The sequence below is a fragment of the bacterium genome, assembly GCA_021158245.1.
Classification (GTDB): Bacteria; Zhuqueibacterota; QNDG01; order QNDG01; family QNDG01; genus QNDG01.
This window is the reverse complement of the sequence record JAGGVB010000021.1, coordinates 1-12,868: the sequence shown is the minus strand read 5'-3', so window position 1 is coordinate 12,868 and position 12,868 is coordinate 1. Positions and strand designations below refer to the sequence as shown.

Annotated in this window: 9 protein-coding genes; all 9 read right to left on the bottom strand. The window is 43.1% G+C overall.

Annotation, left to right across the window (positions count from 1 at the left end):
* On the bottom strand, window positions 1-625 hold a 625-nt coding region (locus tag J7K93_01115; protein ID MCD6115589.1), incomplete at its 3' end, for a hypothetical protein.
* On the bottom strand, window positions 618-1,919 hold the full coding sequence (locus J7K93_01110) for a hypothetical protein (GenBank protein ID MCD6115588.1): 1,302 nt from the start codon (window positions 1,917-1,919) through the stop codon (window positions 618-620). The genes J7K93_01110 and J7K93_01115, both read right to left, overlap by 8 nt.
* 14 nt (window positions 1,920-1,933) lie before the next feature.
* Window positions 1,934-2,743 (bottom strand): carbohydrate ABC transporter permease, encoded by an 810-nt coding sequence (locus J7K93_01105; GenBank protein MCD6115587.1) that lies wholly within the window; start codon window positions 2,741-2,743, stop codon window positions 1,934-1,936.
* A gap of 21 nt (window positions 2,744-2,764) precedes the next feature.
* Complete coding sequence (locus J7K93_01100) at window positions 2,765-3,673, bottom strand: sugar ABC transporter permease (protein ID MCD6115586.1); 909 nt, start codon at window positions 3,671-3,673, stop codon at window positions 2,765-2,767.
* Window positions 3,639-4,982 (bottom strand): sugar ABC transporter substrate-binding protein, encoded by a 1,344-nt coding sequence (locus J7K93_01095; protein ID MCD6115585.1) that lies wholly within the window; start codon window positions 4,980-4,982, stop codon window positions 3,639-3,641. Before J7K93_01095 ends, J7K93_01100 begins: the two co-directional genes overlap by 35 nt.
* A gap of 14 nt (window positions 4,983-4,996) precedes the next feature.
* On the bottom strand, window positions 4,997-6,019 hold the full coding sequence (locus tag J7K93_01090) for a PorV/PorQ family protein (GenBank protein ID MCD6115584.1): 1,023 nt from the start codon (window positions 6,017-6,019) through the stop codon (window positions 4,997-4,999).
* A gap of 19 nt (window positions 6,020-6,038) precedes the next feature.
* On the bottom strand, window positions 6,039-9,245 hold the full coding sequence (locus J7K93_01085) for a hypothetical protein (GenBank protein MCD6115583.1): 3,207 nt from the start codon (window positions 9,243-9,245) through the stop codon (window positions 6,039-6,041).
* A 32-nt stretch (window positions 9,246-9,277) separates the two neighbouring features.
* Complete coding sequence (locus J7K93_01080; GenBank protein ID MCD6115582.1) at window positions 9,278-11,977, bottom strand: TonB-dependent receptor; 2,700 nt, start codon at window positions 11,975-11,977, stop codon at window positions 9,278-9,280.
* Between the two features lie 88 nt (window positions 11,978-12,065).
* On the bottom strand, window positions 12,066-12,868 hold an 803-nt coding region (locus tag J7K93_01075), incomplete at its 5' end, for a T9SS type A sorting domain-containing protein (protein MCD6115581.1).

Here is a 12,868-nt window from a genome sequence, read left to right as displayed (position 1 = left end):
TTCGAATACTGTCAAATGCTTCAAGATATATGGAGCGCCAGATTCCTGATGTGGGAAGCATAGGCCCCCAGTCCCATCCGAAAGAGTATTGGGCCTTACGCAGATACATACGATGAGAATGGCGTGTTTCCGTCAATTTTCCGTACTGTTTTTCCATCTCTCTTGTGTAAACAAGGGGTGAGTCAAAATAGATACGTATTTCATTCTCACCCGGTTTTAAAAATTTCTTAACCGGAAAACCGTGTGTGATAAACATGTTGCGTGTTTTACCAACCTCTTTATCATTTATAAAAATTGTTGATAGAGTATCAAGGCCTTCACATATAAGATCAATACTCTGCTGCTCCAGATAATCCCGGGATATATTAAATGTCCGGCAATATTCCCAGTCAGCCTCACCCACCCACTGAACTTTATACTCATTGTCCCCGAAAAAGGGATCGGGAATTTTTTTAAGAGCCATCAGGTCAGTGTGAACTGTACCGGGTACTTCTGCTTTCATCCACTGTTCAGGGTTTTCATTCACCGGAGATTCAATATGATTAGGCTTTCCCAAACGGAAACGCCACTCTCCGGTTAGATCAAATTTACGTATATTGCTTTCCGGTTTTTTCTTGTCAGTCATCAGAAGAAAAATTTCCTCTATTTGGTTTTCCGTTTTCTTTTTTCCATTTGTCAAATTCTTCAAAAGCTTTTGGATGACTTGCAACATCCAGAAGACTCATCAGAGCTTCAATAGTTGATTCGGCTCCTGAATTAAGATTTATGTTTTTAAAATCATTTATTCCGTCAAAACAGCGGCCTGTGTTTACATCATACATAACAGCTTTTAACCTGTTCCTGCCGAAAAACCAGGCGGCAGCAAGGCCGGCACTTACACTATATGTCCTGTCCCCGGTAGCCTCGGACAGGTTGATAAGCCCTGAAACAACAGGGCGTACGCCATAGGCAATAACAGGGAATGTCTTTATTTCCGGTATTTTTTCCATCTTTATTGAGTACAGATTACCGCGTTTGATCAGCTTCGGATAGAACAGATCCGCCTCTTTTTGCGCTGCATTCAGCCAAGCAGGCTTATCCATAATCCGTGAAAGTTCAGCCAATGCCTGAACCTGGCAATTAGCGTATGCATGCCAAACACCCTTCCAGGAGAGGAAAACGCCGGGATATTTTTCATCATCGCCAAGCTGCATATCCAGCACACCTCTGACCAATTTTTCAGTCATGCCTTCAAGTTCAGTATCCTTTTCCATGCGGAGATACTGCGCCATACCGAGAAGAAATTCAGATACAGCATCACTCCCAAAATTATTTATCATCCACAAAGGGTACTCTCTTCCATTTATTGATTCATACTCTCCGTATCTTTTCAATAATTTGCGAAGGGGCAGCTTGCATCTCAGGAACCGATCTTTTAACAAAGAGGCATATTCCTCATCCACATCCCAGAATGTACTGTATCCCCGCGCTAAGGCCCAATAGCCTCTTGCAGCCCAAAAATCAAATGATTTGCGGCTTGTCCTGCCGGTTTTGTTAATTGTATAATCAGAATTTATAAAATTGTAAAATTCCCCGTCATCACTTTGCAGAGCCATAACAAAATTAAGCAGTTTTCTTGCCCTGTTCAAAGCAAAGACATTTCCTGACAGCTCATAATAATGTAAATAGACAACTGCAGCTCTTGCGCCATCATCCACGCAGGCAATGCCTTCCTGCCCTGCATCAACCCAATTGTACTCAGGATAATTCGCATAGATATGCACAATTGAGACCGAATCTCCATTAATAACCACATCCTCACAAAGATGATTAAGATGATTAAGATTAATCAACTGAGACTGAAAATATGGATTTACCCCATTCTGACAACCAACAATTAACATTCCAGCAACAATGAATAAAGTACACAATCTTTTCATTTTATCCTTTATCCTTATTCTTTCAATCCTGAAGTCGCCATACTCGAAATAAAGTACTTCTGGAAAAAACTGTATGCCAGAATCACAGGCAGTGCAAGCAGCATGGCAGCGGCAAGTTTGACTCCAAGCCTTGCTTCAGCCTGGCCTCCAATCTGAAAAATTGTTACAATCTGGGGCATGGTCATCATGGCCCTGTCACGTATCACAATTAACGGCCAAAGCACTTCATTCCACGATGCCATAAATGTCAGGATACCGACAGTAATCAGCGCAGGCACGGAATTGGGCCATAGTACTCTGAACAAAATCCACAACTCGCTGCAGCCGTCTATACGGGCAGCATCAATGAGATCCTGGGGCAGTGTCATAAAATACTGCCGGAACAGCAGAATGCTGAATCCTGACAGCATGTATGGAACAATCAGTGAAAGATAGCTGTTAACCCAGTGAAACTTAACCATTAGAACATAGAGCGGAATCAGCGTAATCTGAAAGGGCAGCGTCATTGTAAAAATGATTACCATAAAAATAAGGTTTCTGCCTCTGAATCTAAGCCGGGACAATGCATATCCCACCATAGATCCGAAAATCAAAACACCCGCTGTAACTGACCCCGCAACAATCAGGCTGTTCAGAAGAGCCCTGAATATAGGAATCTTGTGAATCACCTCTTTGTAATGATTTAGAGTAACACTCGAAGGAATTAACCCCAAGGCACCGATCTCCGACTCCGGCCGAATGGTAGATACTGCCATCCATAAAAAAGGATATATTGAAAATACTACAAAAACTATAAGAATTGTGTATATAAGCGGTTTTCTCATCAAAAACATTCCTCTGAATGATTAGTATTGTACATCCTTCTCCACAAACTTTCTCTGCAGAATGATTACAGCGAGAACAATAATCGCAAAGAAGAACCCCAATGTTGCAGCATATCCCATATGGTAAAAATTAAACCCCTGCTTGTAAATATACATCATTGCAGAGAGTGTACTGTTCATCGGGCCTCCGCCTGTAATTATAACAGGCTCAATGAACAGAGAAAATCCTCCAATTGTGGATAGTACAACTACCATAAACATGGTAGGGTTGATCATCGGGAGAGTGATGTATCGGAACTTCTGCCACTGGCTCGCCCCCTCCAGATCCGCTGCCTCGTAGAGGTTTCTCGGCACACCCTGCAGCCCTACAAGAAACAGTACTATGTATAACCCTACATTTTTCCATGTAGCCACAATAGCAATAGACGGCATTGCCATTCTCGGACTCGTAATCCATGGAACCCGGTCAAGGCCGATACGGGTCAGAATAATATTGAGCATACCTGTATCCTGAGCAAAAAGCTGGCTCCACAACAGGGATATGACCACCCCGGATATGACAACAGGCAGAAAAAACGCCGCTCTGAAAAATCCTTTAAATCTGATGCTCTGATTGAGAAGTTCTGCGATAAACAGCGCAAATATAATCTGAAGCGGTATGTGAATGATCAGAAAAATCAATGTATTATAAATTGATTTAAAAAAAAGCTCATCATGCATGAGCTTTCGAATATTATCAAGCCCCACCCATTTCATAGATGAAAGAATATCCCAGCGGTGAAAAACAAGGATAAACGAAAACATTAAAGGGAATGCAATAAATACTATAAAATGAATAAGATATGGCGAAACAAAAAGGTATCCGATCCTGCTCTTTTTCAAACCATTAACTCCTCTATTCCAGAACCAGTCTTGCTCGAACCGCTGCATCATGAACTGCCTGTTCAGGCGTTTTGGCTCCGTAAACTACACATGCTTCAAACTCCTGAGAAATAGCGTCAAACACCTCTTTCAGTGTCGGCGATTCATCCACATTTTTAATATATTTCTCCTGCAGGGCAAATTTAATCATTTTAGGATGATTTTTAAAATACTTTTTGTAAAAAGGGTCCTTAAGTATATCATGCCGTAAGGGTAGCTGAGTAGCCAATTTCAAAAGCCTCAGGTCATTCTCCCTGTTAATCATGAACTGGATAAATTTCCATGCTTCGCGGGGGTGCTTTGAATTTTTAAAAATAACAATACTTTTCATATCTCCATAAGTATAGATCGGTTTCCGTGTGCTGTCCGGAACCGGCACATGGATAAAGTCATAATGAAAATCTTTAGATTTAAACTTTTCAGTATGTACGATTTCCCACGGCCCGACCACTCTGGAACCTACCAATCCTGACAGGAAAAAATCCCTGCGTCCGGTTGTAAATTCTTTCGGGAAATAGTTGTTTTTATAAATATCACGATAGAATTTAAAAACGCCCACAGCGTACTTATTGTCAAAGGCCACCTTTCCGTTTTCCAAAAGGGTTTTACCGCCGGATGCCGCAATATAGAGAGGGTAAAAATCAAAAAGCCTGTCTCTCCACCTTGCCCGGATACCTGCAATACCTACCCATCTGTCCACATAGCCGTCACCGTTAGTATCACGGCTGATTCTTCTGCCTGCTTCGAGATATTCAGAGTATGTTCCGGGCTCAGCTACACCTGCATCTTTAAACATTGTTGTGTTAAAAATCAGCATCACAGGATTAGTTTTCCAGAGAATCTGATAAATATGTCCGTTCTTTGACCGTGACTGCTCAATAATGTCACTGCTGTATCTATCAGAGGCCACAGAATCAAAATCAGCAAACCCGTCAAAATTAACAAGCTGGTGTGCACGTACATAAGAGGCAACATCTCCCGGCCACATATTTGAATAAATGTCAGGTGTTGTCTTTCCCACCACTGCAGCGAGAATCACCTCTTCGCTGGACTCACCTTCAGGCACAGGCTGATGTTTCACTTTCATATCAGGATGGAGGGAATTCCACTCGGCAACAACCTCTCTCGCAAGATTGATTTCATCCTGATTATTGGATGACCAGTAGATCATCTCCCCTGATCCCGAATGATTCCCTCCTGACTGGCATGAACCAAACAGGATAATCAGGAAACTAATGAGAAGACAAATATAAACAGGCAGAAGTTTTCTGATCATTCTTTTTCTTTTAAAAGAATCTTCAATTATTTTAAAAATCATAAATTAAACTCATCCTAAAACTGTATTCTCAATGTTAATTGCTGTGCATTCTGAAGCCGTCCGAAATCAGCATAGGCATAATCAAGCCTGAGCTTAAGGCCTCTCATGAATTTCATGTTAATCCCCCCGCCGAGAGTAAGCCCCTCTTCTGTGTCGCGCATAAATAGGGTCTGATATCCTGCGCGGAAAAAAAACATTTCTCTCAAAGCATATTCCATGCCTACATTAATGGATTCTGTATTGTCGCTCGGATGCAGTGCATCAGAGGCTAAAGTTATGCGGTGTACTTCATTATTAAGAACTTCCATAGCAACGCCAATTTGGAAATTCAGAGATAGAGGCCAGGTTTCAGTCTTAAGTTCCGCAAAAATCCTGTCATTGTTTCCGTCAATACTTTCATCTATATCGTGATAGACCAGAAGGTCTTTTCCGGACATTTTCATATCAGTACCAAAATTTGAAAGAGTTGCTCCGATTCTCATCCCCCGGAACCCTGTTGTAAAGAGTGTGCCAATATCAAAACCTACGCCCCATGCGCTCTCGTTCCAGATATGCTGCTGAATATACTTTCCTGTAAAACCAATTGATAAGCGGTCTGTAACATTAAAGGCATAAGTCAGGGCCATTGCAATATCGCCTGCTCCGAAATACTCGCCTGTTCCATTAGGCTGATCAACTGTCTTAACCATCATATCATCCATGCTCAATGAAGTTACAGATGCTCCCAAAGTGCCAAAACTGCCGATTGGCAATACCAGGCCAACGTAGTCAAAGCTGATGTCCGCAATCCATTTCGTATGAACAAGAATAGCCTCGGGCCTGTTTAATTTAGCAATTCCTGCCGGATTCCAGTACAGAGCGCTTGCATCATCAGCAGTGCCGACAAATGCACTGCCCATGGCAATAGCCCTGGCCCCTACGCGTATTTCAAGAAACGGGGCTGCCGTGACTCCAACCTTGGAGACATCGCTTACAAACTGGCCGGATGCAGTTGCAGCAAAACCCAGACAGATAAAAAACATGATCAGTTTTTTCATGTTAAACGTCTCCCTTACTCTATTTAATCACAGCAAATTTGCCGATCTTTTCACCAATACCGGGCGCATCCACATGGAAAATATAGATTCCGTACGCAATGTCCATTCCGTCTTTGGAAACCAGATCCCACGACTCGGCGCCCTCTCTGTTTGTTCCGTAATGCTCAATTGTGTCTACGAGATACCCCCGCACAGTATAGATTCTGATAGTGCACTCTTCAGGCAGATTGGTAAACCAGATACGCCTGTCTCCTCTTCCGAACCTGTACGGGCTCTTAGCTTCCCACGAAGCAGCAGCCACGTATGGATTTGGCACCACAGAAATTTTGTCCATATCCGATTTGGCTGTCTGCTGATCAAAACGCCTTCCCTTTACATCAAAACGGATTACATCACCGGTACGGAATGGTTTTAGTGTAGAAATCCGATAAACATCTCCCGGCTGAGGCGGAATTATTTCAGGCTTCAAAGTATCAGTCCTAAACGAAACTCTCCAGGTCGTGCTGATTTTGAATGTTGTACTGGGATTATCTTCATAAATCATGATCGATTCTGTGGTGTCAGGTGTAAGTGTATTATCAGGTACCATATCACGAAACAAAAATTTAGCAGGTTTATCATCTGTTAGATTGTACACAGAAAAATATACGGGCACTTCAGGATAACCGAGATTCCCGGAATTGGACGTGTCTGCTATACTGTCGTAAAACCTGATCTCATAATCCGCAGAATTCGAAAAATTAATATTAAATGTCTTATTTGTCTCGCTTGTAAAGCGCGGGTCAAAATCTATTGTAACACGATAATTGCAGTTTCCGTTAATCCATCCTGTTGAATCGGGATTAATTTCCACAGTCTCATCATTGTCAATAGTTAGAACCATTCCGTCAATAATCGGGCTTTCCGCAGATTCTGTAAATTCTGCAGGGCCAACCAGCAGAACGGAATCCCCGTCTGTCACATCAAAAAGCCGGTAATAAGAAGTATCTGAATTGTGAAACCTGGCTGAATCGGAGAAAACCAGCTCATAAGAGTGTCCGTCAAGAACAGAGTCTTCATAAACAAACTGCAGGTCAACACTTCCTGTTGCAGGCCCCGTATGAACAAGCCCGTTTTCCAGTTTCGGAGCAATATATCCGATTGCACGCGTGTTTGGCGTAACTACTGCTGTGTTAATGTCCACTTCTATATTTCCTGACACATCCTGCTTAATAACACTGGCGCATTCCGAAGGAGAAATACCAAGATTGCTGCCTGAGCTTGTAGTATCAATATATCCCCGATCATAAGCAACAAGTGCATAGTAGTAGGTCTGGCCGTTTTTAACGTCTTTATCAACATACATGTGGCGAAGTCCCGTATCATTGCCGAGATCAAAATGGGCCCCGTAGACATCTATCGGATGCAGCCCTTTGATTCCGTCCTTGAGGTCAAACTGGGCAATAGGTTTACGGTATGTAAGCCGTCCGTAACCATCGGTTATAACACGGGTCTCGTAAAGTTCAGGATCAGTTGCGCGGTAAACACGGTATCCTTCAAAATCATACTCCTGAAGAAACGGGTCATACGAATCTTCCGACTTGGAATTCCATATCAGAGTTACCTTCCCATCTCCCGGAATAACTTTAAGAGTCGGTTTATCAGGAGGGACTGCAAAAGTATAATCTGCATTATAGATTGACTGTACTGCCTTTTTGGTAGGCGCCAAATCACCGAGATGAGCGCCGATTGCAGGATCAGGGTCAACCATATCCTCTCCGAAGAGAAGAGCCATGGAGTAGTTTTCAGTCTGTCCGGCTTTTACTTCAAAGGGGCCGGAAGAGAAAAACATACCAAGATTGGCTGTTACCTGCAGGCCTTCTCTTGGAGGAAGTGCACTGCTGAAAACTTTCCAGTTCTGTTTCTCATTGTGAAGTTCATAGGTGTGAACAGGGAAAATAGCAAAACCTGTCAGGCCGATCTGATCCGATTCATCCTTATCAAGATAATCAAAATTGGGTTCGCCTTCTGTTGGTTTGCCGTCTGCCTCTCCCTGATCCGGGCCCGGATAGCCTGCTGAAAAGGGACCCAAGCCATCTGCACCTACATCATCATGAAGAGCCTCACCCTTATCCCATCGTCCGTTTTCATTAGAGTCTTCATATTTCCGCCAGTCCTGATCTTCATCGCCTGACCAGTGAGCTTTCGGGTCTCTGTTATAAAAACGTTTGAAATCTTTCTCATTGGAAACACCGTAAGGCGGTGATCCAAGCCAGACTCCGGGGCCGCTGTCGCGCCGCTCGTCTATAACACCATCCTGATCATTATCCCTGCTGTCATTGGATAAACCGGGGCTTTCGAGGAATGCAAACCCTGCAACACCTACAGGCCCCCACTGGCCGGGAGAACCCAGGCCGTTAAAATCATAGGCATAGGCAATATCCAGCACTGTTTCATAGTCGCCTGTATCATCTGATGAATCGTCAGTACCTCCTACTCCCCAATCAATATAGAAAGTGTAGTATGTGCTGTCGTAGTCGGTTTTTCCTTCATTGGTAATAAAGTATATAGCAAAAATACAGTCTTCTGCAAGAACATGATCCCATTGAAAAAGGCGGGTGGCCACTTCAAGACCAAGTCCGCGCCTTTCAGGATTATCCGGATCCGGATAAAAATTCCACTCCTCATCAGGGTCATCATCGAAAACAAAATATGTTTCAAGATCAGCCTGAATTATCCCTTTACCCCTCCACCCGTTCCAGACAGCACGGCCTGTTTTTTTATCATAATATTCAGGCTGATCCGGCCAGCGATACGGCCAGGTTTCAGGATCATCGCTCATTGCAGGTTCATCGCCCAGTTCATTAAAATAACCCGGAAGCGGAGCCCAGCCCCAAAGTTCATCATTAGGCCCTTTATCCACGAATTCCCTGTACTGGGTTTCCATAGGGTAAATTACTTTTCCATCATTGTCCAGGGTTCTGGCCTGAACCACCAGGGCAACTCCGTCCACATAGGAGTGGCCGCTTCCTTTGGGCCATTCACCTGAAGGCTGATCCGGCCAATGGGCAATTTCTCCCCAATTGATAAAAATTGTACGAACCAGATTTCCGTCCATTATACCCTGTCTTCGCAAAAATGTTTTCCCTGTATTGGGATCCGGCTTTCTCTGGGCTGAAACAGATGAAATCAGCATAAAGAAAGCTGCAATAAAACCTGCATAAATCAATCTATCTTTTATTACCATGAAACCACCTCTATAAATAGAGCAGCAAATGATTAAAATTTAAATTTAACGCCTATATTCACTTCCCTTGGACGGGAATAGAAATCAGGCCTGATATAGAAATCATTAAGGCTATTTAAACCTCTCGGACGAAGGCCTCCGGCATAGAGAGGTGCAAGAGAGTAACCTGCACGTCCGGTATCACTAAAAACATTGTCTTCATTTAAACGGTCAAAAAGATTATATGCCCTCATGAAGAGAGTCATGTACAAAGCACCTGCTTTGAAATCTTTATACGCGTAGAGATCAACATTGTAAACAGTGGGTTTTCGCGCACTATTTTCAACACCAGTCTGATAATTCTGATGAGACGGCGTGTAGGGCAGCCCCGTACCGAGACGTCCTATGATGCTGACGTTATATCCGCTCTGCGTACCCATACTCAAAGTCAGATTTATCTGATGCCTGCGGTCCCAGCTCAGAGGCACCATTTTTTTCTCAGTCTGCTTCGGCGGATCTGTCTGCTGATCCAGAAAAGCCGAATTGGGATCAGATGCGTTTCCTCTTGCAATCTGGAAGGTATAATCAATTGTAGCTGCAATACCCATGGCAGGACGTTTCTCAAGGGCTACTGTGATTCCTTTGACATTGGCATAATCCCTATTTATATAACGTCCGTATCTATACCCTTCATTAGTCATGTAGACTTCCGTACCAAGCAGATTTCTGATATCTTTATAATATGCTGTCAGGTCAAGCCCCAAATCACCTGCCAATTGCTGCTGAAGCCCTATCTCGTAAATAACTGTTTTCTGCGGCCTCAGGTCAGCATTTCCCACTGTGTTAAGCTGGCTTTGAGGCGGAGGTGATGCTATACTCTGAAGCGGGTAAATATCGAATTCAGGATTTGTATACAAATAATCGAAATTCGGAATCTGGAAAAAATGTCCGTATGATATATGAATCGCACCACGATCAGAAAGAGGATATGCAATTCCCACACGTGGGCTTAACTGGCTTCGTGCCTGAACTTTCACTTTTTTGGAATCCCCCGGATCTGTAAAATCAACCGGCACCTCGCCGTCAGGATCGAACCAGTCATAACGCAGTCCTGCATTTACAATAATATCACTGTACTCCATCTTATCCTGAATGTAAGCTGAGTATTCAACAGGATGATGTGTGTACTCATTATTGGAAAACGTTGTAATAGGCGGAATCCGGTCAGGCAGCTCTGTTACTACCATGAATTCATGGAGCCACAGCTCATGCCTGCGTGCTTCAAGCCCCAGCTTGAATTGATGTGTATTTGTAACCTGGCTGGTAATATCCATTTTAACCAAAGAAGTGGTTGTACTGCGTAAAAACTGCCACAGCTCCATTCCACCTGAACAAAATGCATTGGCACCTGTATCCTGAAGCCGCTGAATGCTTACGTAGTTTTTATCATACGGGTCTTCCAAAACATACTGACTGTATTTATTGTTAAAATTACTGAAACGCAGGTTCATAAATGTATTGCTGCTGAAGACATGTGTCCATCCCAGCCTGTGATTGTAACCTCTTTTTTTTCTCTTATAATTTCCGTCAGGATTCAGAAAAAAGTTGTGCTGATACTCGGAAAAATCATTTCTCTGAAGAAAATATTCGTAATTTATATTATCCTTATTTGTAAGCTTGAATGTAATTTTTGATTGCAGGGTGATCCGCTGTCTTGAATTCATAGGAACTGCTTCTGCATTATTAATCAGGGAATCTGCAAGGGATTCGGTAAATGAACAACTACGGCCCTGAGCCATAACATCCCACTTTTTCGGATCATCTGCAGTCCAGTCGGAATGATCCAACGGAACAAAAACTCTTCTTCCGTAAATATAACCGTCCGTATCAAAATATCTTCCCGAAATAAAGAACTTAACCCTCTTATTCAAAAACGGCACAGGCCCGCTGATATTTCCCTGGACATTAACTGTAGGGTTAACGTTATTAATATTATAAAATATTTTAGAATGCGTGCTGACATAATTCCCAAAGTAGGAAGAAAACTCACCGCTGTATTTATCTTTCCCCTCTTTGGTCACAATATTAACTACACCGGACATAGCCTGTCCGTACTCAGCATTAAAAGTGCCGCTTATAACCTGAAGTTCGGCAACTGCATTATTTTCAACTTCAATGGCAGATTCGCCTGAGTATACATCATTGACAGGTATACCGTCAATCATATACATGACTTCACCTGCTCTGCCGCCGCGCATATGCCCGTTCACTACACCTGCCTGCAGATTGATTACATCACCTACCCGGTCAACCGGCAGTTTGCTGATAGCATCTGACCCTACTACTGCTTCAGTTGACGTTAAATCTCTCTGAACAATAGGCCTTTCAGCAACAATAGACACAGCCTTGCCTGACATCACTGCGGGTTTCAGTTTAAAATTCACCCGGGATGTTTTATCCACAGAAACATGGATTTGTCCCACTTCCACTGTTCCGTATCCCATCATCATAGCGCGCACGGAATAGACACCCGGAGGAAGTCCCAGTATGTTGTAATTACCGTTCACATCAGTTGCTGAACCGTAGTTTGTACCTGTAACAACCACGTTTGTACCGATTAGAGGATTTCCGGTAGTACTGTCAACAACCTTTCCGGCAATTTTACCGGTTATCCCGCCGAACAATAACAACGTTCTCATCCCGATAAAAAAGATGAAAATTTTTAATATAAAAAACCTGTTCATTAGACGCATAGCCTTTTCCTTTTCTTGCATCCCTTGTGGAATGTAATATTGGAAAAAAGACCGGGGCAGTCCATCAAAACTGCCCCGGCAAATAGTGTTATTTCATAAATGTCATACGTTTTGTAATAGTGTTATTTTCAGTGCGAAGCTGATAAAAATATACGCCTGAATTAACAATATTACCGTTATCGTCACATCCATCCCACTGAATAAGGTAGGATCCCGCACTTTGAATATTATTTACCAGAGTCCTTACCTTCTTTCCCATGATGTTGTAAACAGTCAATTCAACCATACCGGATTTTTGGATCATATATCCGATTTTAGTTGTAGGATTGAACGGATTAGGATAGTTCTGGCCAAGGTTAAACTTTTCAGGAACCTGGTTTCTCCCTCGGTTCAAATCCTCTACAGGAGATGTGGTATCAACAACCTTTACTTTTCTGATAGAGAAATCATCGTACCAGCAGTATCCTTCAGGGAAGGGATTAAAACGTGCACGGCATGAAAGTCCTACTGCATCATCAGGAGCCTGTGCAACAACACGGTACTGCACCCAGCCGTCTGATGTTGAATCACGCTGATCAAAGTAGAAGAACTGATCTCCGCCTGTAAGATCCCAATTCCCTTTAAGAGAAGTCTTGTGGAAGAAGAAACACATGCCGAGACGATCTGAAATATTTTCGGGAACTATATTGCTGGGAGCGTAGTCTGCATTGGTGTTGACGCTGTCCCATTTGGCCCACACACTAACCTCGTACCAGTCTCCCGGATCAGCAGCAACAGGCTCAGAGTAGAATACCATCTCGTCGCTGTCATCATCTCTCTCACGGAGAAGTGCCGAGTAGGTGCCGCTGTGAGCATAGGTATCATCAAGATTGGAATAGTTAAGTGGATTGT

Coding starts and splice junctions, on each gene's coding strand:
- J7K93_01110 (MCD6115588.1), bottom strand. CDS start 1,919: ATGAAAAGATTGTGTACTTTATTCATTGTTGCTGGAATGTTAATTGTT.
- J7K93_01105 (MCD6115587.1), bottom strand. CDS start 2,743: ATGAGAAAACCGCTTATATACACAATTCTTATAGTTTTTGTAGTATTT.
- J7K93_01100 (MCD6115586.1), bottom strand. CDS start 3,673: ATGCAGCGGTTCGAGCAAGACTGGTTCTGGAATAGAGGAGTTAATGGT.
- J7K93_01095 (MCD6115585.1), bottom strand. CDS start 4,982: ATGATTTTTAAAATAATTGAAGATTCTTTTAAAAGAAAAAGAATGATC.
- J7K93_01090 (MCD6115584.1), bottom strand. CDS start 6,019: ATGAAAAAACTGATCATGTTTTTTATCTGTCTGGGTTTTGCTGCAACT.
- J7K93_01085 (MCD6115583.1), bottom strand. CDS start 9,245: ATGGTAATAAAAGATAGATTGATTTATGCAGGTTTTATTGCAGCTTTC.
- J7K93_01080 (MCD6115582.1), bottom strand. CDS start 11,977: ATGCGTCTAATGAACAGGTTTTTTATATTAAAAATTTTCATCTTTTTT.